Annotated in this window: 22 protein-coding genes; 7 read left to right on the top strand and 15 right to left on the bottom strand. The window is 70.9% G+C overall.

Annotation, left to right across the window (positions count from 1 at the left end):
- Positions 1 to 8: 8 nt before the first annotated feature.
- From ACK4LS_RS08915 to ACK4LS_RS08895, 5 genes are read right to left on the bottom strand one after another with little or no spacing between them, the layout of a single operon-like run.
- Complete coding sequence (locus tag ACK4LS_RS08915; protein ID WP_409716238.1) at positions 9 to 596, bottom strand: hypothetical protein; 588 nt, start codon at positions 594 to 596, stop codon at positions 9 to 11.
- Positions 596 to 1174 (bottom strand): DNA/RNA endonuclease G, encoded by a 579-nt coding sequence (locus tag ACK4LS_RS08910; protein ID WP_409716236.1) that lies wholly within the window; start codon positions 1172 to 1174, stop codon positions 596 to 598. Before ACK4LS_RS08910 ends, ACK4LS_RS08915 begins: the two co-directional genes overlap by 1 nt.
- Positions 1174 to 1566, bottom strand: coding sequence for a hypothetical protein (locus ACK4LS_RS08905; RefSeq protein ID WP_409716234.1), 393 nt, complete (start codon positions 1564 to 1566; stop codon positions 1174 to 1176). The genes ACK4LS_RS08910 and ACK4LS_RS08905 overlap by 1 nt, the downstream gene beginning before the upstream one ends.
- Positions 1563 to 1751: a DUF2273 domain-containing protein gene (locus ACK4LS_RS08900; protein WP_409716232.1), complete on the bottom strand. Its 189-nt coding sequence runs from the start codon at positions 1749 to 1751 to the stop codon at positions 1563 to 1565. Before ACK4LS_RS08900 ends, ACK4LS_RS08905 begins: the two co-directional genes overlap by 4 nt.
- Complete coding sequence (locus ACK4LS_RS08895; RefSeq protein WP_409716230.1) at positions 1748 to 2230, bottom strand: Asp23/Gls24 family envelope stress response protein; 483 nt, start codon at positions 2228 to 2230, stop codon at positions 1748 to 1750. The genes ACK4LS_RS08900 and ACK4LS_RS08895 overlap by 4 nt, the downstream gene beginning before the upstream one ends.
- Before the next feature lie 257 nt (positions 2231 to 2487).
- Between ACK4LS_RS08895 and fdhD the strand changes: the two genes are divergently transcribed.
- Both fdhD and ACK4LS_RS08885 read left to right on the top strand, forming a co-directional pair.
- Positions 2488 to 3378 carry a formate dehydrogenase accessory sulfurtransferase FdhD gene (gene fdhD, locus ACK4LS_RS08890; protein WP_409716228.1) on the top strand — a complete coding sequence of 297 codons (891 nt, stop codon included), beginning with the start codon at positions 2488 to 2490 and terminating at the stop codon, positions 3376 to 3378.
- A 61-nt stretch (positions 3379 to 3439) separates the two neighbouring features.
- Positions 3440 to 5761 (top strand): FdhF/YdeP family oxidoreductase, encoded by a 2322-nt coding sequence (locus ACK4LS_RS08885; protein ID WP_409716226.1) that lies wholly within the window; start codon positions 3440 to 3442, stop codon positions 5759 to 5761.
- Positions 5762 to 5899: 138 nt separating this feature from the next.
- On the opposite strand, the gene ACK4LS_RS08880 is transcribed toward ACK4LS_RS08885, so the two are convergent.
- The 7 genes from ACK4LS_RS08880 to ACK4LS_RS08850 all read right to left on the bottom strand — a co-directional run bounded on the left by ACK4LS_RS08880 (position 5900) and on the right by ACK4LS_RS08850 (position 16199).
- Complete coding sequence (locus ACK4LS_RS08880; RefSeq protein WP_409716224.1) at positions 5900 to 7342, bottom strand: GH1 family beta-glucosidase; 1443 nt, start codon at positions 7340 to 7342, stop codon at positions 5900 to 5902.
- Complete coding sequence (gene yicI / locus ACK4LS_RS08875) at positions 7339 to 9558, bottom strand: alpha-xylosidase (RefSeq protein WP_409716222.1); 2220 nt, start codon at positions 9556 to 9558, stop codon at positions 7339 to 7341. Before yicI ends, ACK4LS_RS08880 begins: the two co-directional genes overlap by 4 nt.
- On the bottom strand, positions 9555 to 11594 hold the full coding sequence (locus tag ACK4LS_RS08870) for a beta-galactosidase (RefSeq protein WP_409716219.1): 2040 nt from the start codon (positions 11592 to 11594) through the stop codon (positions 9555 to 9557). Before ACK4LS_RS08870 ends, yicI begins: the two co-directional genes overlap by 4 nt.
- Positions 11595 to 11629: 35 nt before the next feature.
- On the bottom strand, positions 11630 to 12529 hold the full coding sequence (locus ACK4LS_RS08865) for a carbohydrate ABC transporter permease (protein WP_409716217.1): 900 nt from the start codon (positions 12527 to 12529) through the stop codon (positions 11630 to 11632).
- Positions 12529 to 13458 (bottom strand): carbohydrate ABC transporter permease, encoded by a 930-nt coding sequence (locus ACK4LS_RS08860; protein ID WP_409716215.1) that lies wholly within the window; start codon positions 13456 to 13458, stop codon positions 12529 to 12531. The genes ACK4LS_RS08865 and ACK4LS_RS08860 overlap by 1 nt, the downstream gene beginning before the upstream one ends.
- Positions 13459 to 13525: 67 nt before the next feature.
- Entirely contained in the window at positions 13526 to 14809 is a 1284-nt protein-coding gene (locus ACK4LS_RS08855; RefSeq protein WP_409716213.1) for an ABC transporter substrate-binding protein, read from the bottom strand.
- A gap of 223 nt (positions 14810 to 15032) precedes the next feature.
- A complete protein-coding gene (locus ACK4LS_RS08850) occupies positions 15033 to 16199 on the bottom strand; it encodes an ROK family protein (RefSeq protein ID WP_409716284.1) in 1167 nt (388 codons plus the stop codon).
- Positions 16200 to 16383: 184 nt separating this feature from the next.
- On the opposite strand from ACK4LS_RS08850, the gene purL reads away from it, so the two are divergent.
- Positions 16384 to 18744 (top strand): phosphoribosylformylglycinamidine synthase subunit PurL, encoded by a 2361-nt coding sequence (purL, locus tag ACK4LS_RS08845; RefSeq protein WP_409716282.1) that lies wholly within the window; start codon positions 16384 to 16386, stop codon positions 18742 to 18744.
- Between the two features lie 56 nt (positions 18745 to 18800).
- A complete protein-coding gene (locus tag ACK4LS_RS08840; RefSeq protein ID WP_276606268.1) occupies positions 18801 to 18935 on the top strand; it encodes a hypothetical protein in 135 nt (44 codons plus the stop codon).
- 113 nt (positions 18936 to 19048) lie between these two features.
- Here the strand turns inward: ACK4LS_RS08840 and ACK4LS_RS08835 are convergent, their stop codons facing one another.
- Together ACK4LS_RS08835 and ACK4LS_RS08830 are read right to left on the bottom strand one after the other, a co-directional pair.
- On the bottom strand, positions 19049 to 19741 hold the full coding sequence (locus ACK4LS_RS08835; protein WP_409716211.1) for a potassium channel family protein: 693 nt from the start codon (positions 19739 to 19741) through the stop codon (positions 19049 to 19051).
- Complete coding sequence (locus ACK4LS_RS08830) at positions 19734 to 21104, bottom strand: TrkH family potassium uptake protein (protein ID WP_409716209.1); 1371 nt, start codon at positions 21102 to 21104, stop codon at positions 19734 to 19736. The genes ACK4LS_RS08835 and ACK4LS_RS08830 overlap by 8 nt, the downstream gene beginning before the upstream one ends.
- A gap of 199 nt (positions 21105 to 21303) precedes the next feature.
- Between ACK4LS_RS08830 and ACK4LS_RS08825 the strand changes: the two genes are divergently transcribed.
- Complete coding sequence (locus tag ACK4LS_RS08825) at positions 21304 to 22290, top strand: hypothetical protein (protein ID WP_409716207.1); 987 nt, start codon at positions 21304 to 21306, stop codon at positions 22288 to 22290.
- Between the two features lie 33 nt (positions 22291 to 22323).
- A complete protein-coding gene (locus ACK4LS_RS08820) occupies positions 22324 to 23073 on the top strand; it encodes a hypothetical protein (RefSeq protein ID WP_409716204.1) in 750 nt (249 codons plus the stop codon).
- Positions 23074 to 23132: 59 nt separating this feature from the next.
- Here ACK4LS_RS08820 and ACK4LS_RS08815 read toward each other — a convergent pair whose 3' ends face one another.
- On the bottom strand, positions 23133 to 23393 hold the full coding sequence (locus tag ACK4LS_RS08815) for a DUF3253 domain-containing protein (protein WP_409716201.1): 261 nt from the start codon (positions 23391 to 23393) through the stop codon (positions 23133 to 23135).
- Positions 23394 to 23440: 47 nt separating this feature from the next.
- Here ACK4LS_RS08815 and ACK4LS_RS08810 point away from each other — a divergent pair, with 47 nt between their 5' ends.
- On the top strand, positions 23441 to 24172 hold the full coding sequence (locus ACK4LS_RS08810; protein ID WP_409716198.1) for a YqjF family protein: 732 nt from the start codon (positions 23441 to 23443) through the stop codon (positions 24170 to 24172).
- Position 24173 lies beyond the last annotated feature (1 nt).

The following is a 24173-nucleotide window of genomic DNA, read 5'->3' as shown; positions in this document are numbered from 1 at the left end:
TGTCGATGTCAGTGCACGCGGGTGTTGTCGCGCGCGAGCTTGGCGCGCAGCCCCGAGTGGATGGAGATGTAGGCGCGCAGGTTCTGTCCCGTCAGCGTGGCCAGGTTGGTCACGAGGGTGTCGACGTGTTCGGCGACCTCGCGGGGCGAGGTGTTCTGCCGGGGGGTGACGGCGACGTGCAGAACCGACTCGTTCTTGATCTCGCCGGCGCTGACGCGGGAGGACAGGATCTCGTCGCGCTCGGCGAGCGCATTGCGCAGCGCCTCCGACGCGAACCCGTCGCTGACCGTGATGCGGCCGGCGTCGCCGGCGCTGCCGATGGACTGCAGCGGCGCCTGGCGACGACCGCGCACGGCGGCCGAGGCGATCACGATGAGGATGACGGCGAGCACCACGAAGGCGGCGACGGCACCCCACCCGGCGGACTCGCGGCCCAGGCTCTCGAGCCAGCCCTGGAATCCGCCCATCACAGTGGTCCAGGTGTCGGTGCCGCCCGAGACGAGCCCGACCAGCAGCGCCAGCGCGCCGGCGGCCAGCAGCACGACGGCGACCAGGAAGAGCAGGAAGCGGTTCAGACCGCGACGCGTCGCATTCATCAGGACTCCTTGGTGTCGGGGCGCTCGACGCGCAGGTGGGTGCGCACGGCGGGGGTGAGCTTGTAGGCGGCGACCTCGTCGTCGACGATGCGGCGCAACTGCGCCTCGTCGACCGGGATGCCGACCGGGGGGCGTACCGTCACGTCGACGCTGCGGTGGGCGACGCCCACGACGATGTCGTCTCGGGCGATGCCCGACTCGTTGCTGAGGTGCTGGGCGAGGGCGGATGCCACGACGCCGTTGTCGACGACGACGGCACGTTCGCCCCACTCCATCTCGTGACGCGACAGGCGCCCGGGCTTGAGGGCGAGGACGAGCACGATGAGGCCGAGCACGGCGAGGACGACGCCGCCGACGATGAAGGCCGCGGGCATGAGCGCGGTGGGGGCGGCGACGACGGCGTTCAGCGCCTCGCCGGGGGAGACGAGGAGGGCGGGCCGCCCGAGCAGGCTCAGGATGATCTCGACCGCGGCGTAGGCCAGGGCGAGCAGCAGCAGCACGACCACGACGAGCATGGCCACGGTGCGCGGGGAGTGCGTCTCGCGACGCACGACGGTGCGGAGCACGGTGTCCGTCATCACAGCACTCGCTTTCGCTGGGGGGCGGTGGCGCCCGAGATGGTGAGGTCGACGCGCGAGATCGCGCGGCCGAACAGGTGGGTCAGGCGCGCACGCAGCTCGTCCTGGGCCGCGCGGGCGGCCTCGAGCACGGGAGTCGTGGCGCGCACGGCGGCGGTGTCGTCGAGGCGCGGCACCGGGAAGGGCGACGCGACGCGCACCGCAGCGGTGTCGCGCGCCGAGACGATCTCGACGTGGACGTTCTTGGCATCCACCCCGATGACGTCCGCGGCGGCCCGCTCGGCGGTCTTCTGCAGCACGCGGTCGGCGATCTTCACCCGACCGGCGGGGAGGCCGGGGCCGGCAACCGTTGCGCGGTTGCCGACCCCGGGGGAAGCGGTGACGGTGGTCACGAGGTGCTCCGACCCTTGAAGGCGTTGACGATGTTGCGGAAGTCGAGTTCACCCGACGTGATGCGGGCGACGACGACGCCGATCGCCATGAACAGGGCGACGAGGATGAAGCCCCAGAATCCGAAGATCAGGGCGCTGAGGGCCAGCACGAGACCGGCGAGGGCGCCCTTCGTCGTGGCGCTCACTGGACGCGCTTTTCGTTGCTGTCGTCGTCGTCGTTGTCGTCGCCCGGGATGTGGACGTCGTTCACGTCGACGTTGACCTCGACGACCTCGAGACCGACGAGGCGGTTGATGGCGCCGGCCACGCGGCCGCGGACCTGGTCGGCGACCTCCTGGATGGGGGCGCCGTACTCGACGACGATCGTGATGTCGGCGGCGGCCTGGGTCTCGCCGACCTCGACCTTCACGCCCTGCGTGAGGTCGGTCGCGTTGATCGCATCGCGGATGGCACCGAGCGCGCGGGCTCCGCCGCCGCCCAGCGCGTAGACGCCGGCGACCTCGCGGGCCGCGATACCGGCGACCTTGGCCACGACGCCCTCGGCGATCGTGGTCTTGCCCTCGGTGTGGGCCTCCTGACCGCGGCCGCTCAGCGGACGGTTCACGCGGGACGCCGTCTGGGGGACGTTCTGTGCTGCGGGGGTGGTGGGGGCGTCGGTAGCCATGTCCGTGCCTTTCGAGTGTGTGGACCCGGGTGCTCCGGGGTGGGCGCTTTGGCCTACATGACTAAGACGTACCGGGTGTGGGAATCGTCACGTCGGTCTTGAAAAATCTCTCGGAATCTGTATGCGCACGAATGCGAATGGCGCCGTTCGGCGTCATTCCGGCGGTGGTCGCGCTCCCATCCACGCCCGCCCTCCGACGGGATCACGGGCGTACGCTCTTTCCATGTCCCCCCTCTCCCGCACGGCGCGGTCCTGACATGGGTCGCCTCACCGCCTCGCACCGCGTCACCCGCATCACCCTCGACGGGGTGACCCGCCGGCGGCCGGATGCCGTCGCGGTCGAGGAGCCGCTCGAGATCCGCGTCGCCGGATCACCCCTGGCCGTCACGATGCGCACGCCCGGGCATGACGTCGAGCTCGCCGCGGGGTTCCTCGTGTCGGAGGGCGTCATCAGCCGCGGTGAGGAGTTCGCCCGCGCGATCCACTGCGGTGGTCCCGGCACCGGGGGCGCCGACGGCAACACCTACAACGTGCTCGACCTCACCCTCGCCCCCGGGGTCGCCCTCCCCTCCCCCGACATCGCGCGCTCCTTCTACACGACGAGCTCCTGCGGGGTGTGCGGCACGGCCTCGATCGAGGCGGTCGAGAAGGTGTCGAGCTACGACGTGGCCTCCGACGGCATCCGGATCGCGGCGAGCGACGTCCTCGCGTTCCCCGACCGTCTCCGCGAGCAGCAGAAGACGTTCGACAAGACCGGGGGTCTGCACGGGGCCGCCCTGTTCGACGTCGAGAGCGGGGCGCTGCTCGTCGCCCGCGAAGACGTGGGCCGTCACAACGCCGTCGACAAGGTCGTCGGCTGGGCGCTGCTGAACGACCGACTGCCGCTGCGCGGGACGGTGCTGCAGGTGTCGGGTCGCGTGAGCTTCGAGCTCGTGCAGAAGGCCGTCATGGCCGGCATCCCCCTGCTCTCCGCCGTCTCGGCGCCCTCGTCGCTCGCTGTCGAACTTGCGGAACGCGCCGGATTGACCCTCGCCGCCTTCGTGCGCGGCACGAGCATGAACCTGTACTCCCGCGGCGACCGCGTCGTCGTAGCGGATGGCGTGTCGTCCACAACCCCCTCCGCCGGCGAGATCGCGAGCGTACGCTGACGTCCGTGCGCGCGGTGTGTGGATGCCACCGACTCGGCGCCGCGATCCACGGAGGGTGAGCATGGGTGAGTCGTTCGGGCTGATGAGCGAGAAGCCGCGCCAGGGGGGCCTCGGTCCGCGGGTCACCGGCGAGTGGTCGAGCACCGGGCCCTACGAACACCCTGCCGCCGGGTGGGGCGCGGCGATGACCGTGGGCAAGGTGCTGCTCGAGCAGCGCCAGCCCGTCGCCGGCACCAAGGCCATGTTCACCATGAACCACCCGAAGAGCGGATTCGACTGCCCCGGGTGCGCGTGGCCCGACGACAAGGGCGTCGCGCTCGACATCTGCGAGAACGGCATCAAGCACGTCACGTGGGAGATGACGCACAAGCGCGTGGGCAAGGAGTTCTTCGCCGCGCACTCGGTCACCGAGTTGTCGCAGTGGAGCGACTTCGACCTCGAGGATGCCGGGCGCCTGGTGGGGCCGATGGCGTACGACGCCGCGACCGACCACTACGTCCCGATCTCGTGGAACGACGCGTTCCGCACGATCGCCCAGCACCTCACCGCCCTCGACTCCCCCGACCAGGCGGCCTTCTACACCTCCGGCCGCCTGAGCAACGAGGCGTCGTTCCTGTACCAGCTGTTCGCGCGCGAACTCGGCACGAACAACCTCCCCGACTGCTCGAACATGTGCCACGAGGGGTCGGGCCGCGGGCTCACGGCGTCCCTCGCCACGGGGAAGGGCACGGCCGACCTCGAGGACTGGGAGGCATGCGATGCGCTGTTCGTGCTCGGCGTCAACGCCGCCTCGAACGCCCCGCGCATGCTCACGAGCCTCGCCGAGGCCATGGACCGCGGCGCGCAGGTGGTGCACGTCAATCCGCTGCGCGAGGTCGCCGGAACCCGCACGATCGTGCCGCACGAGATCGTCGACATGGCGACGTTCCACAGCACGCCGACCAGCACGATGAACCTGCAGGTGCGCCCGGGCGGCGACCTCGCGCTCGTGCGCGGCATGGCCAAGGTCGTGTTCGAGGCGTCGGAGACCGACCCCACCGCCCTCGACCAGGCGTTCCTCGACCAGTACACGACCGGGCTCGACGAGTACCGGGCGCTCGTCGAGGCGACGTCGTGGCACGAACTCGTCGAGCAGGCCGGTCTCACCGAGGCCGAGATCCGCGCCGCCGCCGCCGTCTACCTCGCCTCGAAGGCGTGCGTCATCAGCTGGTGCCTAGGCGTGAGCCAGCACCAGCACGGCGTCGACACGGTGCGAGAGATCGTCAACCTGCTCCTGCTGCGCGGCAACGTCGGCCGGAAGGGCACCGGCCCCTCGCCCGTGCGCGGTCACAGCAACGTGCAGGGCAACCGCACGTGCGGCATCAACCACAAACCCACCGAGCAATGGCTCGCCACGCTCGACGAGGTGTGCGGCATCACCTCGCCCCGCGAGCCGGGCCTCGACACCGTGCACACGGTGGCCGCCCTGCACCGCGGCGACCTCAAGGTCTTCCTCGGCATGGGCGGCAACTTCGTGCGGGCCGCTCCCGACACCGCCCTCACGGCCGAGGGCATGAGCCGGTGCGAGCTGACCGTGCACGTGAGTACGAAGCTCAACCGCAGCCACCTCACCCACGGCAGGGAGGCGCTCATCCTGCCGTGCCTCGGCCGCACTGAGCGCGACGTGCAAGAGGCGGGCCCGCAGTCGATCTCGACCGAGGATGCCATGAGCAGCGTCATGCTCTCGCTCGGCTCCCGCAAGCCGGCGTCGCCGCACCTGCTCAGCGAGCCCGAGATCATCGCACGCATCGCCCGGGCGACCATGCCCGAGTCGGCGACGCCGTGGGAGTGGTACGTGGGCGACTACGACCGCATCCGCGACACGATGGCGAAGGTGCTCCCCGGCTTCGAGGGGTTCAACGAGCTCGTGCGCCAGCAGTACGGCTTCCGCATCCCGCAGCCCGCCCGCGAGCGCGTCTTCCAGACGCCCTCCGGCAAGGCGGAGTTCTCGGATGCCGAGCTGCCGAACGTCATTCCCGAAGAGGCCGACGTGCTGGTGCTGCAGACCATGCGCTCGCACGACCAGTGGAACACGACGATCTACTCGGCCGACGACCGCTACCGCGGCGTGCGCAACATCCGCGAGCTGGTCTTCCTGAACCGGCGCGACATGAAGGAGCGCGGCATCGCCGAGGGCGACCTCGTCGACATCGTCGCCACCTCACGCGACGGATCGGTGCGCAGCGTCACGGCTTTCCGGGCCCTCGAGTACGACACCCCCCGGGGCAGCGCGGCGGGTTACTTCCCCGAGCTGAACGTGCTGCTCGGCCCCGACGACTACAGCCGCCAGAGCGACCAGCCGCTCATGAAGGACATCCGGGTGCGCATCACAAAGACGGCCTGACGCGCCCCCGGCCCCCCAGCCCCGACGCCGAGATCACACGCGATTCGCGAAAGGACCCGGGATACCCGCTCAACGCCGGTCGTCTCGAGCATCACGGGTCATCTCGCGAGCCACCCCCGCGCCGGCGGCGACGGCGCGTCAGGCCGGCAGCACCCCGGTGCGCGCGAGCTCGGCGTACCAGTGCCCGCTGTCTTTGACCGTCCGCTCGAGCGAGTCGAAGTCGACCCGCACGATGCCGAAGCGCTTGGCGTAGCCGTAGCCCCACTCGAAGTTGTCGAGCAGCGACCACACGAAGTATCCGCGCAGGTCGACACCCTTCTCGAGAGCGCGGTGGGCAGCGGTGAAGTGGCGGCGCAGGTAGTCGAGCCGCTCGGGATCCGGCACCGATTCGTCGGCCGCGACGACGTCGTCGAACGCCGCGCCGTTCTCGGTGACCATCAGTGCCTGCTGCGGAAACTGGTCGCGCAGTGACAGCAGCAGCTCCTCGAGACCCTCGGGCGCGATGTTCCACCCCATGGCCGTCGAGGGACCGGACTGCGGGAGGAACTCCAGCACCTCGTCGCTCCCCGGCCACGCGGTGCCCCCGGCGGCGGCCTTGTGCCCGTCGTTGCTCTGCTTCGGCGACACCCCGTCCCAGATGCGCGCCGTGACGGTGGAGTAGTAGTTGACCCCGAGCACGTCGATCGGCTGGTGGATGGCATCCAGGTCGCCCTCGCGCACGAACGACCAGTCGGTGACGGATGCCGTGTCCTCGAGCAGATCGTCGGGGTACGCCCCGCGCAGTATCGGCCCGGTGAACGCGCGGTTGGCCAGGGCGTCGACGCGGCGGACGGCCTCGGCCCCCCGGTCGCCCTCCCCCCGCGGCACGTGGAAGTTGAGCGTGACGGAGTACTGCGGATCGCCCGTCGACGTGGCCCGCAGCGCCTGCACCGCCCGGCCGTGCGCGAGGTTGAGGTGGTGCACCGCGGCGAGCGCGGCCGCGGGCTCGTGGCGCCCGGGCGCGTGTCCGCCCTGGCCGTACCCGAGGTACGCCGAGCACCAGGGCTCGTTGAGGGTCGTCCACGTGTGGATGCGATCGCCCAGCGCCGTCCCCATGATCTCGGCGTAGCGCTCGAACGCGTCGGCGGTCGCGCGGGCGGGCCAGCCGCCGGCATCCTCGAGTGTCTGCGGGAGGTCCCAGTGGTACAGCGTCGCGACGGGGGCGATGCCGCGCTCGAGCAGGCCGTCGACCAGGCGGGAGTAGAAATCGATCCCGGCCTGGTTCACGGCGCCCGTACCCTCAGGGACGATGCGCGGCCAGGCGATCGAGAAGCGGTAGGCACCGAGCCCCAGCTCCTTCATGACGTCGAGGTCGGCCTCCCAGCGGTGGTAGTGGTCGCAGGCGACGTCGCCGGTGTCGCCGTTCCAGACGCGATCCGGGGTCTTGCTGAACGTGTCCCAGATCGAGGGGCGACGGCCGTCCTCGGCGGCCGCGCCCTCGACCTGGTACGACGCGGTCGCGGAACCGAAGGTGAAGCCCTCGGGGAACACCAGACCGCTGTCGCGGTAGTCGGCGGTGCCGACGGTGGGCAGAACGGTCATCGGGTGACCTCCGTGAGATCGGCGGTGAAGACGGACGAGTCGCCGTCGGGGGTGGTCACGATGATCTCGCGCGTTCCGGAGCCTCCGGGGAAGACGCGCAGCCGAAGGCCGTCGAGGTAGTCGTAATCCGGCCGGTCGTTGCGGGAACCCCACGGGATGACCGCCCCGGGCCGGGCGTACACCGCGATGCCGTCGAAGCCGTAGCGCTCTCGGCGCCACCCTCCCCCGACCACGCTCTCCCCGGTCAGCAGGTGGGTCCACTCCCCGCGCGGGAGGTAGAACTCCACCTCGCCCTCGGCGGAGAACACCGGGGCCACCAGCAGGTCGGGCCCGAGCATGTACTGCCGGTCGAGGTGGGCGACGGAGGGGTCGTCGGGGAACTCCAACGCCATCGGTCGCATGATCGGCACGCCCGTCGCGGCGGCGTCGAGCCCGAGCTGGAAGAGGTACGGCATCAGCCGCATCTTCAGGTTCGTGAAGAGCCGCGTGATCTGCACGGCCTCCTCGTCGAACTGCCACGGCACCCGGTACGACTCCGAGCCGTGGAACCGACTGTGGGTGCCGAGCAGGCCGAACGCGGTCCAGCGCTTGAACACCGCGGCATCCGGGAGTCCCTCGAAGCCGCCGATGTCGTGACTCCAGTGCGCGAAGCCGCTCATCGCCAGCGACAGGCCGCCGCGGAGGGTCTCGGCCATCGACGCGAATGTCGACGTCGAGTCGCCGCCCCAGTGCACGGGCATGCTCTGCCCGCCCGCCGTCGCCGACCGCGCGAACAGCACCGCGTCGCCCTCGCCGCGCTCCTCGACCAGCACGTCGTAGACGGCCCGGTTGTACAGCTCGGTGTAGAGGTTGTGCATGCGGTCGGGCGCACTGCCGTCGGCGTAGACCACGTCGAGGGGGATGCGCTCTCCGAAGTCGGTCTTGAAGCAGTCCACCCCCTGCCGCACGAGGCGGCGCAGGTGCTCCTGGAACCAGCGCGTGGCATCCGGGTCGGTGAAGTCCACCAGTCCCATGCCCGCCTGCCAGAGATCCCACTGCCAGACCGAGCCGTCGGGGCGGCGCACCAGGTAGCCCGCCTCCGCCGCTTCGGCGAAGAGGGGCGAGGCCTGACCGATGTACGGGTTGATCCAGACGCACACGCGCAGGTCACGCTCGTGCAGGCGCTGGAGCATGCCGTCGGGGTCGGGGAAGACCCGCGGGTCCCACTCGAAGTCGCACCACTGGAACTCCCGCATCCAGAAGCAGTCGAAGTGGAACACCGACACCGGCAGTTCCCGGCGGGCCATCTCGTCGATGAAGGAGGTGACGGTCGCCTCGTCGTAGTCGGTCGTGAAGCTGGTCGAGAGCCAGAGACCGTACGACCAGGCCGGCACCACCGGGGGGCGACCGGTCAGGGCCGTGTACCGCGAGAGCACGTCCTTGGGGGTGGGACCGTCGATGACGAAGTACTCGAGCGCCTCGCCCGGAACGGAGAACTGCACGCGTTCGACGGCCTCGGAACCCACCTCGAACGACACGTGACCGGGATCGTTCACGAGCACGCCGTAGCCGCGGTTCGAGACGTAGAACGGCACGTTCTTGTAGGCCTGCTCGCTCGAGGTGCCGCCGTCGGCGTTCCAGATGTCGACCGACTGCCCGTTCTTCACGAGGGGTCCGAAGCGTTCGCCGAGGCCGTAGACGAGTTCGCCCACGCCGAGCGCGAGCTGTTCGTGGACGAACGCCCGCGGCGGGGTCGAGCCGGCGGGGTCGACGATCGCGCGGTCCACCTGCGCGTCGGCGCCGAGGGTGAGGTAGGCCTGCGCCTTGGCCCCGCTGGCGGTGAGCATCCGCCCGTCGGAGCGGAAGGTCAACGACCACGGCGCGCCGGCGACGATCCGCGCCTCGAGCGCCCCCGTGCGCAGCACCCCGTCGCCCTCCTCGACCGCGATCGACGCGGCGGAGGCCCCGGCCCCCGGCAGGGGGAACGAGCTGCCCCGCCCGCGGCCGGTGTGGTGCTCGATGCGCACGCGCACGACCCCCTCCGCCGGCGACGAGAGGGTCGTGGTGAGCACGGGCCTGTTCAGCGTGTCGCCGCGCCGCTCGATCACCTTGGTGGGGGCGAGCACGCGCAGCCCGGGACCGTCGATCGTGTCCACCTCGCGGACGTCGACCGCCTCCTGCGCGTACAACGCGTGCACGCCGGGCCGGAGCTGCCAGAAGCCGTCGGTGAACTTCATCGTTCCTCCTCCAGCACGACGACGGCACCGGATGCCACCCGCACGGTGCCGCGGTACGACGCCCCCGTGACGAGGTCTCGACCGGATGCCGACGCCGTGCGCTCGGCATCCGTGTGGTTGATCAGGAAGAGGTACGAGCGGTCGTCGCCGACGCGCCGGACGACGTCGAGCCCCGGCTCCCTCTCGACCACCGGGACCACCCCGGCGGCGTCGAGCACCTCGGCCAGGACGACGTCGAGGCCGTCCGGGTCGGGCCGGGTCGCGAGGTAGGTCGCGGAGCCGTGGCCGAGCGTCCGGCGCGTGAGCACGGGGAGGCCGGAGCGTTCGCCGCCGAGCACGCGGGCGCGCACCTCGGCGTCGCGGGCGTCGACGTTCTCGAGCCAGACCGAGGCCGCGGCCCCCGTGTCCAGGTCCACGCTCTCGCCCGCCATGAGCGGGAAGAACTCGTCGACACGGATGCCGAGCAGGTCGCGGAAGGCGCCGGGATAGCCGCCCGAGCGAACGCGGTTCTCCGGGTCGACGATGCCCGAGAGGTAGGTCACGAGCACATGAGCGCCGTCCTGCGCGTGCCGCTCCAGGCGCGCGGGGAGTGCGTCGTCGACGAGGTAGAGGGTCGGCACGATCACGGCGGCGTACCCGTCGAGGTCGGCCGACGAGGGCAGCACGTCGACCGCGACCCCGCGCAGGGTGAGCGCGCGGTGGATCGCGATCGGCATGTCCATCGGGTCGACGAGATCGCTCGGCTTGCGCCCGCTGCGGAGCGCCGCGACGGTGTCGTGGTCGAAGAGCAGGGCGACGCGGGCCTTCTCCACGCGCGTGCCGCGCACCGGGGCCAACGCCTTCAGGGTCGCCCCCAGCGCCTCCACGTCGCGGAAGATCGCCGAGTCGGCACCGGCGTGCGGCAGCATCGCGGAGTGGTACTGCTCGGCGCCGGCGGTCGAGGCCCGCCACTGGAAGAACAGGATGCCGTCGGATCCCCGGGCGACGTGGGCCAGGGAATCGCGGGCCATCTCCCCGGCGGACTTGGCGCGGTTCACGCCCTGCCAGTTGACGGCCGCGGTGGAGTGCTCCATCAGCATCCAGGGGCGCCCCTCGACGAGTCCGCGCACGCGGTCGGCGCTGAAGGCCAGTTCGCTGTGGCGGAAGGGGTCTGCGCCGATCGTGTAGTGGTCGTTCGCGACGATGTCGACCTCGCGCGCCCACACCTCGTGATCGGTGGCGCCCGGGGTGTTCATCACCATGAAGTTCGTGGTGATCGGGATGCCCGGCGTGATCCGGCGCAGTTCGTCGCGCTCGGCGCGGTAGTGCCCGATCAGCGCGTCCGAGGTGAAGCGCTCGAAGTCGAGCAGCAGACCCGGGTTGTGCCCCGTGCGCGCTCCCCGCGGCGGTTCGACCTGGTCGAACGAGGTGTAGTGGTGGCCCCAGAACGCGGTGCCCCACGCGGCGTTGAGCCGGGCCACGTCGCCGAAGCGCTCGGCCAGCCAGACGCGGAACGCCGCCCCCGTCTCCTCGCTGAAGCAGCGTCCGTTCTCGTTGCCGATCTCGTTGCTCACGTGCCACATGCGCAGCGCCGGGTGGGTGCCGTAGCGCTCGGCGACGGCGCGCACGACGCGCAGCGCGTAGCGGCGGAACACCGCCGAACTCGGCGACCAGGCGAGACGCCCGCCCTGGGCGGTGCGGTGGCCGTCGGCATCCACCGTCGCGATCTCGGGGTGCGCGCGCAGGAGCCAGATCGGCGGGGCGGCCGTGGGGGTGGCCAGGTTCACGCCGATGCCCCCGGCGTGCAGCAGGTCCATGATGCGGTCGAGCCAGCCCCAGTCCCAGACGTCGTCGGCCACCTCGAGCAGACCCCACGAGAAGATGCCCAGCGACACCGAGGTGACGCCGGCCCGCTGCATCAGCGCGATGTCTTCGGGCCAGAGTTCTTCGGGCCACTGCTCGGGGTTGTAGTCGGCTCCGAAGGCGATGCCGTCGGCGATCCAGGCGAAGCGAGAGGGGGCGGGCAGGTCGGCGGCGTGCGAGGAGAAGTCGTTCATGGTTCTTTCGTGACGGAGGGGGACGGCGGTCGAGGTCAGCCCTTGAGGCTGCCGCTGACGAGGTCGAGTCGCCAGAAGCGCTGGAGGAAAACCATCAGCAGCAGGAGAGGGATGATCGCGAGGAGCGCGCCGAGGATGGCGAGCGAGTAGAGGGCGGGCGTGCCGGTTCCGCGGTTGAGCAGCAGGTACAGCCCCGTCGTGAGGGGGTAGAGCTCCTCGTTGCTGAGCATGATGAAGGGCAGCAGGAAGTTGTTCCAGATGCCCACGAACTGCAGCATGAACACGGTGATCAGGCCAGGGATCATCACGGGCAGCGCGATCGAGCGGAAGATGCGGAACTCGCTCGCCCCGTCCAGGCGCGCGGCCTCCACGGTCTCCTCGGGCACGGAGGACTGGGCGTAGATGGTGGCCAAGTAGATGCCGAACGGGTTGATGATGCTCGGCAGCAGCACCGCCCAGTACGTGTTGGCCAGCCCCATCTCGGCCATGAGGAAGTACTGCGGGATCGCCAGGGTGATCTGCGGCAGCATCACCCCGGCCAGCAGCAGGTTGAACACCACGGCCCGCCCGCGGAAGCGGTAGCGCGCCAGCGCGTACCCCGCGGCAGCCGACACGAGCGTCGACAGCACCGCGCCACCGCCCGCGTAGAGCAGGCTGTTGCCCGCCCACTTCCAGTACACGCCGCCGCCGTAGGTGGAGAGGTCGACGAGGTTCTGCCAGAAACCCGTTCCGGGCAGGAACGAGAAGGTGCTGAAGAGCTCTCCGCGCGACTTGGTGGATGCCGTGATGACCCACACGATCGGGATCAGCGTGTAGATCGCACCCATGAGCAGCACGAGCGTCGGGATGACGCGCCCGCGGGAGGACGGACGCGGACGACGCGCAGGGGGTCGCGCGGCGGGAGCGGCCGGGGCGGGGGCGGTGAGGGTGGCCATCAGTTTTCTCCGAACGTGCGGCGCTGCAGCAGGCGGAGGAGCCCGAGCGAGATCACGAGGGTTCCCAGGGCGAGCACGACCGAGGCGGCCGCGGCTCCCGAGGTGTTGTCGAGGTTGAAGGCGTCGCGGTAGATCTTCATCAGCGGGAAGAAGTTGAACGAGATCGAGTTCGACATCGAGCGCAGCGTGGTCGGCTCGCCGTACGCCTGGAGCGTGGCGATGATCGAGAAGAGGAAGGTGAGCACCAGCGCGGGCGTGAGCAGGGGGACCTTGATCCGCCACGCGATCTGCCACTCCGAGGCGCCGTCGATCTTGGCCGCCTCGTACAGCTCGCTCGGGATCGAGCGCAGCGCGGTGTACATCACGATCATGTTGAAACCCACGCCGGCCCAGACGGCGATGTTCGACAACGACAGGTACAGCCACGAGCCGTTCAGGAAGTCGACCGAGGGAAGCCCCACCGCCTCGAGCAGATAGGTCACCGGACTCGTGCGCGGGAGGTAGAGGAATCCCCACAGCAGCGCGCCGATGACGCCGGGAACCGCGTACGGCAGGAAGATCGCCAGGCGGGAGAAGCGCGCCAGGCGCACCCCCGGCAGATCCAGCAGCAGCGCGAACAGCAGGGCGAGCCCCAGGGTCAGCGGCACGGAGATCAGCGCGAAGATCCCCAGTCGGCCCAGGGATGCCACCAGCTCGGGATCGGTCAACGAGGAGACGTAGTTGTCGAGGCCGACGAAGGTCTGTCTCCGGATGCCGAAGGCACCCCCGGAGGAGCGAAGCTGCATGACGCTGAGGTAGATGGCGTAGGCGATCGGCACGATGAGGAACATCGTGAACAGCACGAGCGCGGGGGCGAGGAAGACCCAGGGGGCCACGCGGGGCCGCAGGGAGGTGCGCCGGTTCGTCGCGCGCGAGACGGATGTGGTCACGGTCGGTTCTCCTGGATGGGGGCGGGAGGGAACGCGCGAGGGCGTCCCCTCCCGCCGAAGGATCGGCTCACTGGACCGTGAAGCCGGACTTCTCGAGGTCGGCGACCACGGCGTCCTGCGCCGACTCGAGCACGTCGGTGTACGAGCCGCCGCTCTGCGTGGCCGCCTTGACCCCGTCGGACCACGCGTCGAAGGCGACCTGCACGTTGGGTCCCCAGGTGAACGGAGCGCTGTTCTCGGCGACGTCGACGGCGAGATCCCAGAAGTCCGCCTGGTTGCTGACCAGATCGGGAACGGGCTGATCGGCCAACTGGGCCTGGCCGTTCGACGACGCCGGGAAGAGCCCGATGTCGATGAGGCCGCGCGTGCCCTCCTCGCTGGCGTTCAGCCACTGGAGGAATTCGACGGCCTCCTTCGGGTGGTCGCTGTTCTTGGTCACCATGACGGACGACCCACCCATGAACCCGGTGCCGGTCTCGCCGTCCCAGGTGGGCATCTTCGCGGCGGCCCAGAGGCCCGCCGTGTCCGGGGCGACGGAGAAGGCGGAGGCCGGCGCCCAGGCGCCCGCGGTCCAGCTCAGGATGCTGCCGTCGTTCATCTTCGTGCCCCACTCCGGCGTGAAGAAGTGGGTCGTGTCGACCAGCCCCTGCTCGACCAACGGCTGCCAGAACTCCACGACGCGCTGCGTCGGCTCCCCGTCGATCCCGACCTTCCAGGCGTCGCCCTCGGTCGCCCACCACTCGGCGCCGAGCGGCTGCGCGTACGCGGCCATCGTGGAGGCGTCGTCGGGGTAGCCGCCCAGGAACGAGCCCGGCAGCGTGGTCTTCACGGTCTGCGCCAGTGCGGCGTACTCGTCCCACGTGGTCGGGGCGGCCCACCCGTTCTGATCGAAGATGTCCTTGCGGTACATGAAGATCATGGGGCCGGTGTCCTGCGGCACCGCGTACACCCCGTCCCCGACGGTCACGAGGCTGAGGGCGCCCTCCGAGAAGCTGTCGGAGAAGGTGTCGGCGTACTCGCTGATGTCCATCGCGACGTCGCTGACGACGAGGTTCGGAAGCTTCTGGTACTCCGCTTGCGCGAGGTCCGGTCCCTCGCCGGCGCGCTGCGCCGCGAGGAGCTTGGCGACCATGTCGTCGGCGCCGGCGGCCTCGACCACCGAGACCTGGACGTCGGGGTTCTGCTCGTTCCAGACGTCGATGACCTCGTCGATACCGGGCGCCCACGCCCAGTATTCGAGGGTGACCGGGCCGGATGCCTGCCCCGCGTCGCCGGCGCAACCGGCGGTCGAGAGGAGGGCGGCACTCGCGACGGCGATGGCGCCGGCACGGAAGAGACTGCTGCGCTTCACGAACTACTCCTTTGTAGGTGCGACCACCCCACGAGGGGTGCGGTCGATGCTGTGGGGACGAGGCCCCGGTGCTCGTGTCCTACCTTCGCTGCCGCACCGTCATTTTGTCAACACATGAAACAAAACATGTGACGGCGCGGGAGCCCGCGTGCGGGCCGCGGGCCGATCCCGGCCATGCGCGACGAGGCACGGGCGCGCGGCTGGGGCCCGAGAACCCGGGCGCTCAGGCGGAGAGCACCTCGCGGATGGCGGTCGCTGCCGCGCCGCGGGCGTAGAGCCCGAAAGCGAACGGAGGCCGGTCGAGGCGCACGTCGGAGCGGGGAACCTGCTCGAGGTGGGCGACGAGACCCTCCTCGAACGCGGCCGGGTCGACGTCGAGCATGTCCAACCCCTCGCCCATGAGCGAGACGAGTTCGGGGTCGAGGAGGTCGACCGTCTCGGCGACCGCCGTGCCGAGCGCGTACGCCGCCGCGGCGAAGGCGTCGCGCTCCCGCCCCTCGGCCGCGCGCGCCCGGTCGAGGGCGAGGGCGTACTCGCCCGGCGCGACGCCGGCGTTCGCCTCGATGGCGGGCATGCTCACGAAGCTGTGCACGCAGTCGGTGTGGCCGTTCGAGCACTCCCGGCCGGTGCGCCCGACCCGGGTGTGCCCCACCCGACCGCTCCGGCCATGGGCGCCCTGCACGAGCTCGTCGTCGATGACCACACCGCACCCGATACCCGCACCCACGCCGTACACGACCACCGAACGGTGGTTCACCCCGCTCCCGAACCAGTGGTGGGCCGCTGTCAGCGCGTGCACGTCGTTCGCGATGGTGACGGGGAGTCCCACGAGATCCGTCAGCAGCCGCGCCAGGGGCACGGGCGCGCTCCAGCCGAGCAGCGGCGAACTCGCCACCAACGGCTCCCCCGTGCGCCGGAGGACGTCGGCCGCCAGCCCCACGCCCAGCGCGGACACGTTCGCGTGCCGGGCCATGAGCGTCCGAGTCGCGTCGACGACCGCGCCGACGACGTTCGTCTCGGTCGGCGAATCGAGGGCGATGCTGAGTTCGTCCACGACCGTTGCGGCGAGGTCGGTCACGACCGCGTACACGCGCTCCGCGGTCACCTTCACGCCCACGAAGTGCGCCGCCTGCGGCCGCAGGTGCAGCTCCTCTGCGGGACGCCCGCGCGAGGCGCTGGCCAGCATGTCGCCCGGGAGGATGAGTCCGCTGTCGACCAGTTCGCGCGCCACCCGCGTCAGGCTCGCGCGCGAGAGCCCGAGACGCTCGGCGATGCGGATGCGCGAGCGCGGGCCGTGCACCAGGAGGTCCAGGAGCACCCGGCGACCGGTCGCGCTCAACTCCGACCACCGCGGGGGCGAATCCGAAGCGAGCTCGGCGGGGCGCGACATCACGAGATGAGGCTACGCCCATCGCCGCCCCGACCCGCGGGCCGGCGGAGCCCCCACCACCGCCCGTCTCGACCCCGCCCCGGCGACGTCCGCCCACCCAACTAGACTGACTCCCGTCCGGCCCCTGCGATTCTTGGAGCTCAGCCGCGTGACCACCTCACCCGAATCCGCCGCCCCCGACGCCGTGCCCGCGCAGACGGATGCCGCGGAAGCCGCCGCACCCGCCCACCGCACGGCCCTGGCCGACACCGTCGACAACGCGATCGCGACGCCCGAGAGAGAGCAGCCGTTCGGCGCCCTGGGCCTCAAGGACGACGAGTACGCCCAGATCCGCGAGATCCTGGGCCGCCGCCCCACCAGCGGCGAGCTGGCGATGTACTCGGTCATGTGGAGCGAGCACTGCTCCTACAAGTCGAGCAAGATCTACCTCCGCCAGTTCGGCCAGAAGGTCAGCGACGAGATGAAGACCCGCCTCATGGTGGGCATGGGCCAGAACGCCGGCGTCGTCGACGTGGGCGACGGCTGGGCGGTCACCTTCAAGGTCGAGTCGCACAACCACCCCAGCTACATCGAGCCGTTCCAGGGCGCCGCGACCGGCGTCGGCGGCATCGTGCGCGACATCATCTCGATGGGCGCGCGCCCGGTCGCCGTCATGGACCAGCTGCGCTTCGGCGCGATCGACCACCCCGACACCCCGCGCGTGGTGCACGGCGTCACCAGCGGCATCTCCTTCTACGGCAACTGCCTGGGCCTGCCCAACATCGGCGGTGAGACCGTGTTCGACGCCGTCTACCAGGGCAACCCGCTCGTGAACGCCCTCGCGGTCGGCGTCATGCGCCACGAAGACATCAAGCTCGCCAACGCCACCGGCGTCGGCAACAAGGTCGTGCTCTTCGGTGCCCGCACGGGCGGCGACGGCATCGGCGGCGCGAGCATCCTGGCATCCGACACCTTCGCCGACGGCGGCCCCACCAAGCGTCCCGCCGTCCAGGTCGGTGACCCCTTCGCCGAGAAGGTGCTCATCGAGTGCTGCCTCGAGCTCTACCGCGACGACCTCGTCGAGGCCATCCAAGACCTCGGGGCCGCGGGCATCTCGTGCGCCACGAGCGAGCTGGCCGCCAACGGCGACAGCGGCATGAAGGTCGAGCTGTCGAAGGTGCTGCTGCGCGACCCGTCGCTCACGCCCGAAGAGATCCTCATGTCCGAGTCGCAGGAGCGCATGATGGCCATCGTCGCTCCCGAGAAGCTCGAGGCGTTCCTCGCCGTCGTCGGCAAGTGGGACGTCGAGACGAGCGTGCTCGGCGAGGTCACGGGCGACGGCCGCCTCGTCATCGACTGGTACGGCGAGCGCATCGTCGACGTCGACCCCTCCACCGTCGCGGTCGACGGCCCGGTCTACGAGCGCCCCGTCGCGTACCCGACCTGGATCGACGCGCTGAACGACGACTCCGCCGCGAAGCTGCCCCGCGCGACCGACGGCGACGTGCTGCGCGAGCAGTTCACGACGCTCGTGGCGAGCCCCAACCTCGCCGACACCTCGTGGATCACGAACCAGTACGACTACTACGTGCTCGGCAACACCGCCCTGAGCTTCCCCGACGACGCCGGCATGATCCGCGTCGACGAAGAGACCGGTCTCGGCTTCGCGATCGCCACCGACTGCAACGGCCGCTACAACCAGCTCGACCCCTACAACGGCGCGAAGCTGGCGCTGGCCGAGGCGTACCGCAACGTGGCCGTGACCGGTGCCGTCCCCACGGCGGTCACCGACTGCCTCAACTTCGGCAGCCCCGAGAACCCCGAGGTCATGTGGCAGTTCAGCCAGGCCGTCGAGGGTCTGAGCGACGGTTGCCTCGAGCTCGGCATCCCGGTCACGGGCGGCAACGTCTCGTTCTACAACCAGACCGGCGACCAGCCGATCCACCCGACCCCCGTCGTGGGCGTCCTGGGCATCATCGACGACGTGGCCGCCCGCATCCCGAGCGGCTGGCAGGATGCCGGCGAGAACCTGTACCTGCTCGGCACCACCGCCGACGAGCTCGACGGCTCGCAGTGGGCCGGCACCATCCACGACCACCTCGGCGGCCGCCCGCCGAAGGTCGACCTCGCTCAGGAGCGCAAGCTCGCCGAGCTGCTCCAGGCGGCGGGCTCCCAGTCGCTCGTCTCGAGCGCGCACGACCTGTCGTCGGGCGGTCTCGCCCAGGCTCTCGCCGAGGGCGTCATGCGCTTCGGCGTCGGCGCGCGCGTCTGGCTCACCGAGCTCAGGGAGCGCGACGGCGTGGATGCCACGGCCGCCCTGTTCAGCGAGTCGACCGGCCGGGTGCTGGTCAGCGTCCCCCGCGAAGAAGACGTGAAATTCCGGGGCCTGTGCAACGGACGCGGCTACCCGGTGCTGCGCATCGGCGTGACCGACGTGGAGCCCGGAACCGAGGCGACCCTGGAGATCCAGGACGTCTTCACCGTCACCGTGCCCGAGCTGCGCCGCCTCTCGAACGAGACGCTGCCGGCGGTCTTCGGGCCGACGGTCGCGGAGCCGGTGGCCTGAGATCGCGGCCGGGCCCGCCCCGGCACGGCCGACACCCCGACGAGAGGAGACGCGCGATGACCGATGACGACGACATGACCGTGTTCAGCGACAAACGTCAGAAGCGCGTCAAGATCACCGCGTGGATCGTGATCGGCGCGCTCGTGCTCACCGGCGGCGGCGCCACGGTGATCTCGCTGATCCTCGGCTGACGCCCCTCCCCCTCGCGTGAGGGGTCGCTTTCCGTTGCGTACGGCGATCCCCAGCGACACGGATCGACCCCTCGCGCGGCGCAGGAGCGCGCGGGGGTCGACGACCACCCGGTTCACGCCAGCGCGGCGAAACGCTCCGTCCGCTCCACGGGTCCGATCACGATCAGCAGGTCGCCCTCGCGGACCACGGATGCCGCTCCCGCCGCGTGCCACTTGCCGTCGGCGCCCTTGATCTTCACGATCGTGACGCCGTGGCGACGACGCACCGCGGACGCTTCCAGCGTCTGCCCCACGATCTCCCGCGGGGCGACCGTCTTGGCGACGGAGAGGTCGCTGTCGAACTCGACGTAGTCGAGCATGGCCCCGCGCACGAGGTGGGCGACGCGGCGCCCCATGTCGGCCTCGGGATAGACGACGTGCTCGATGCCGAGCTGCTCCAGGATCAGGCCGTGCTGCTCGCTGATGGCCTTCGCCCAGATCGACCTCGCACCCATCCTCTTCAGCAGGGAGGTGGTGAGGATGCTGGCCTGGATGTCGGTGCCGATCCCGACCACGACACGGTCGAAGTCGGCGACGCCCAGCTGCTCGAGCGCGACCTGCTTCGTCGAGTCGGCCCGCACGACGTGCGTCAGCACGCCGTTGAGCGACTGCACGGTGTCTTCGTCGGTGTCGATGCCGAGCACCTCGGTTCCCGAGCGGGCCAGCTCGGTGGCCAGAGAACCGCCGAATCGGCCGAGACCGATCACGGCGACGGCCGAGGCGTCGCGGTTGCGCCGGCGGCGGAGGAAGGCGGGGGTGTTATCCAATGATCGGACGCTCCTTCGGGAGTTCGTACATGCGCTTCTCGCGCGTGAGGGCGAGAGCCGCGCCCAGCAGCACGGGGCCGATGCGGCCGATGAACATCAGGGTGATGAGGATCAGTTGCGAGGCCGCGCCCAGATCGGCGGTGATGCCGGTCGACAGCCCCACGGTCGCGAAGGCGGAGATGACCTCGAAGAAGACGCGGTCGAAGGGGAACGGCGTCATCAGCATGATCGCCAGCGTCGAGACCACGACGGCGGCGACCGAGAGCAGCGCCACCGTCAGCGCCTCGCGGTGCGTCGATCGCGGGAGGCGCTTGCCGAACATGTTCACGGCCGTGTCGCCGCGCAGCTCCGCGAGCACGATGAACAGGAGCACGGCGAACGTCGTGATCTTCAGTCCTCCGGCCGTTCCGGCGGGGCCTCCACCGATGAACATGAGGATGTCGGTGACGAACCAGCTCTCGGGGTGCATCGCGCCCACGTCGATTGCGTTGAAGCCCGCCGTGCGCGGCATCACACTGAGGGTGAAGCCGGCGAGGAGGCGGCCGGCCGGGTCGAGGGGCCCCAGGGTGCCGGGATTCGACCACTCCAGGGCCGTGAGGGTCACGGCGCCGCCGACGAGCAGCGTGATGGTGCCCGCCAGGACGGTGACGGTGTTGAGCGTCCACCGTCGTGGGAAGCGGAAGCGCCGCCGCAGCTCCATGATCACCGGGAAGCCGAGGCCACCGAGGATGATGGCCGCGCAGATCGGGAGGCAGATCCAGGGGTCGGTCACGAACGACATGAGGTTGTCGCTGAAGAGGGCGAACCCGGCGTTGTTGAACGACGACACCGCGTGGAAGGCGCCGAGCCAGAGCGAGCGGCCGAACGGCTCGCCGTAGCCGATCGCGAAGCGCGCGGCGAGGATGACCGCGACGATCGTCTGGACGCAGAGGGTGATGAGGGCGACACCGGTCACCACGCGTCGGACGTCGCCGACGGCGACCGTGTGGGTCTCGCTCACCGCGGTCAGGCGCGTGCGCAGACCGAGGCGACGGGCGACGAGGAGCCCCAGCAGCGTGGCGAACGACATCACCCCGAAACCACCGATCTGAATGAGCACCATGATGACGACCTGCCCGAACGGGCTCCAGAAGGTCGCCGTGTCCACCACCACATGGCCCGTGACGCACAGGGCGCTGGTCGCGGTGAAGAGCGCCTCGATGAAGGATGCCGAACGCCCCTGGACCGAGATCGGCAGACTGAGCAACAGCGTTCCGACCGCGAGCACGGCCCCGAAGCCCACCACGATGGCCTGACCCGCGGTGAGCCGGAAAGCGGCGCGGACGCCGCCGCGCCCGCGCCGCGCTCGTCGCCGAAAGATCACCTCGCCACGATCTCACACCCGGCGTCCCCGGAACTGCGCGGGCGGCCGCGCCGCACCCGACTGCGGCACGCTCGTCACGCCGAGGACGGGCGCCGAACGCGCCCCCGACGACGCCCTGTCGCGCCTCGCTGCGGACGTCGCTTCCGGATTCGAACCCCACACCCAGCCCCGTGTCGGAGCCCCGACGTAGCATGGGCACGTGGAACCGCTGTTGGTGTTGCTCACCGAGTGGTGGTGGATCGGCCCCGCTGCGGCCGGTGCGGGCACCGTCGGTTGGATCGGCGTGCGTCGCACCCGCCGCCGCTCCCTTCCCGCGGGCGCGACGGCGACCGGTGATCGCGCTGCCCGGGCCTGGGCGTCCCGCCCGATGGGCAAGGCCGCCGCGCGTCGCCTCGAGCTGGATTCCGCGCTGCTCGACCTGCAGAACGCGCGACACGCCGTCACCCGTGGCCGAGCCGACGTGAAGGTCGCCGACGCCGAGGTGGTGCGTGCTCAGGCCGAGCGAGCGGCATCCCGTGTCTCGGGCGACGTGGTCGCCGCCGCGCGACAGAGACTGATCGACGCGCAGCGCGACCTCCGGGCCGCGACGGCCGAGGTCCGCGCCCGCCGCGCGGGGGTGAAGGCCGCGAAGGCGATGCTGCCGGCCATCCGCTCCGGCAACGCTCCCCTGCCCGTGGCGCGCCTCCTCGCCGATCACGACGCGATCCTCGCGCGCTGGATGTCGTACGAGACCGACCCGGGTCTGGCCATCGACTACCCCGCCATGACCGACTCGGGCTCCCCCCTGCTCGCGGACTTCCTCCGCGCGCACGAGCGTGCGCAGTGGCTGCGTCCCGCCTCGGTGCACACCCGTCTCGAGCCCGCCGAGTACCTCGCCTATCGCGATGCCGTGCGCCGCACCGGCCACGCCTTCGACCGTGCCGAACGCGCCGCGCGCCTCGGCGGGGAGCAACCGAGCCTCGACGCCGGCGACACCTGGAGCCGGGTGGCATCCGATCTCGCCGAGACCGCGCAGCGCGCCCTCGCCCGGTCGATGGAGTCGATGGGGCGCGCGGCCGCGGGCCAAAGGGCCGAGCGCGCCGCCAAACGCACTTCCGCCCAAGCCCCGGATGCCGACGGCCCCGCGCCCCGGCGCCCGTTCTGGCCACCGCCCGCACGGGATCGGCCGCAGCCGCCCAGCCGCTGAGGCGTCTCGGATCGGTCGGCGTAGCATGGCGACGTGCAGGACTTCTGGAACTTCGCCGGCGACTACTGGTGGCTCGTCTTCCCGATCTTCGGGATGACGATGGGTGCTGTCAACGCCCGGTCGAAGCACCGCGAGGTGGCCGCGCGTCGGCGGCACAAGGAGCAGCTCGAGCTGCTCGCTGCCCGATCCGCCGCACCCGTGCCGGTCGCCGAGTCCGCCGCATCGCCGACCGCTGCGCTCACCGGCGACGACGACGGAGACCAACGCCGCCTCGTCGAGGCGCACGACGACGTCACGCACCGCTGGCTCGAGTACGAGCTCGACGCCGCCAAGGTCATCAGCTATCCGGCCATGAGCGACGGGCGCCAACCCCTGACCGCCGCGTTCCTCCGGGCCAAGAAGGTCGCCGACAACCTCCGTCCTCGCGCGGATGAGACCCTGTCCGCTGCGCGCCGACGCGAGTACCGCGACGCCGTCACCGATTACGAGGTGGCGTTCGAGGTCGCCGAGCGCGACGCCCGCCGGGTGAAAGACGCGGCGTTCTCGCCCGACGAACGCAAGCGTCTCGACACCGCGAAGCAGCTCCTCAGCGTCGCGACCGACCAGGCCGCCACCCCGAACGAGCGCCAGCTCGCGTACAAGCGCGTACGCGAAGAGATCGAGGGCCTCATCTGGCTGAGCGACGAAGCCGTCGACGAGCTCGAGAAGAAGGTCGCGCTCGAGCTCCCCCGCGAGCGCAGCACGCCCTCGGCATCCACTCCCCCGCCCGAGCCCGCCCCCTGAGGCCCGGCCGCCTCGGGCCGCGCGGTGCGCGATGGGTGGGAACGGCCGCAGCGTGCCGCTCAGACCTTCCGCCGGATCCGCACCGGCCCCCGCGCCGTGGTCATATCGACCACCACGCCCTTCTGGGTGACCTCCACCTCGCCGAGGCCGACGAGCTCCTGCGCCGCATCGCGCGCGGGCTGCATGAGGTCGCGCCAGTCGTCGCCGCCCACGGCGCGCGCGGCTTCCGACGGGCAGATCGTCTTCCCGGCATCGCGCGCCGCGAGGAGGTCGCGGATGGATGCCACGAGCCGCGGGTCTGCACCAGATGACGGGGCCATCTGTCCAGTGTCCCTCCGCGGCTCGGTCTCGGGGTCAGAATGACCCGGTGATCACCGAGCGCCATGCCCCCGACCTACCCGGACGCGCCGTCATCGCGCAGCGCTGGAACCGCGCCGTGTTCGTGCATTGGCGCATCGACCCGGCCGAGGTCGCCCCTCTGCTGCCCCCGGGCACCCGCCCCGACGTCCACGACGGGTCGGCGTGGGTCGGGCTCGTGCCGTTCGTGCTGAGCGAGTTCCGATTCCTGCCGTTGCCGCCGGTGCCGTTCGTGGGCACCTTCACCGAGATCAACGTGCGCACCTACGCCGTGGATGACGAAGGCCATCGGGGTGTGGTCTTCCGCACGCTCGAGGCGGAGCACCTCGCCCCCGTACTCGCCGCGCGCGCGCTGTTCGGGCTGCCGTACCGCTGGGCGCGCGCGGGGGTGCGCACCGACGGCGATCGCATCGAGTACCGCTCGCAGCGCCACGGCGGCCGGCATCCCGGGACGCGGCTGCGGGCGACGCTCGGCACCGAGACCGTCGACACCCCGCTCTCGCGCTTCCTCACCGCCCGCTGGGGCTTCCACGAGCGTCACCTCGGTCGCACGATCTGGGCCGCCAACAGCCACGAGCCCTGGCCGCTGGTCACCGCCGAGCTCGACACCCTGGACGACGAGCTCGTGGCGGATGCCGGTTTCCCGCAGCTGGCCGGTCGCGCCCCCGACTCGGTGCTCGCGATGCCCGCCGACCACCCGGGCTTCATCACGCGGTTCACCGCGGCGCACGCCGTCGGCTGAG

The organism is Microbacterium sp., assembly GCF_046295495.1.
In the GTDB taxonomy this organism is placed as follows: domain Bacteria; phylum Actinomycetota; class Actinomycetes; order Actinomycetales; family Microbacteriaceae; genus Microbacterium.
This window is presented reverse-complemented; position numbering and strand designations above follow the sequence as displayed.

Coding starts and splice junctions, on each gene's coding strand:
- ACK4LS_RS08915 (WP_409716238.1), bottom strand. CDS start 596: ATGAATGCGACGCGTCGCGGTCTGAACCGCTTCCTGCTCTTCCTGGTC.
- ACK4LS_RS08910 (WP_409716236.1), bottom strand. CDS start 1,174: ATGACGGACACCGTGCTCCGCACCGTCGTGCGTCGCGAGACGCACTCC.
- ACK4LS_RS08895 (WP_409716230.1), bottom strand. CDS start 2,230: ATGGCTACCGACGCCCCCACCACCCCCGCAGCACAGAACGTCCCCCAG.
- fdhD (WP_409716228.1), top strand. CDS start 2,488: ATGGGTCGCCTCACCGCCTCGCACCGCGTCACCCGCATCACCCTCGAC.
- ACK4LS_RS08885 (WP_409716226.1), top strand. CDS start 3,440: ATGGGTGAGTCGTTCGGGCTGATGAGCGAGAAGCCGCGCCAGGGGGGC.
- ACK4LS_RS08880 (WP_409716224.1), bottom strand. CDS start 7,342: ATGACCGTTCTGCCCACCGTCGGCACCGCCGACTACCGCGACAGCGGT.
- yicI (WP_409716222.1), bottom strand. CDS start 9,558: ATGAAGTTCACCGACGGCTTCTGGCAGCTCCGGCCCGGCGTGCACGCG.
- ACK4LS_RS08870 (WP_409716219.1), bottom strand. CDS start 11,594: ATGAACGACTTCTCCTCGCACGCCGCCGACCTGCCCGCCCCCTCTCGC.
- ACK4LS_RS08865 (WP_409716217.1), bottom strand. CDS start 12,529: ATGGCCACCCTCACCGCCCCCGCCCCGGCCGCTCCCGCCGCGCGACCC.
- ACK4LS_RS08850 (WP_409716284.1), bottom strand. CDS start 16,199: ATGTCGCGCCCCGCCGAGCTCGCTTCGGATTCGCCCCCGCGGTGGTCG.
- ACK4LS_RS08840 (WP_276606268.1), top strand. CDS start 18,801: ATGACCGATGACGACGACATGACCGTGTTCAGCGACAAACGTCAGAAG.
- ACK4LS_RS08815 (WP_409716201.1), bottom strand. CDS start 23,393: ATGGCCCCGTCATCTGGTGCAGACCCGCGGCTCGTGGCATCCATCCGC.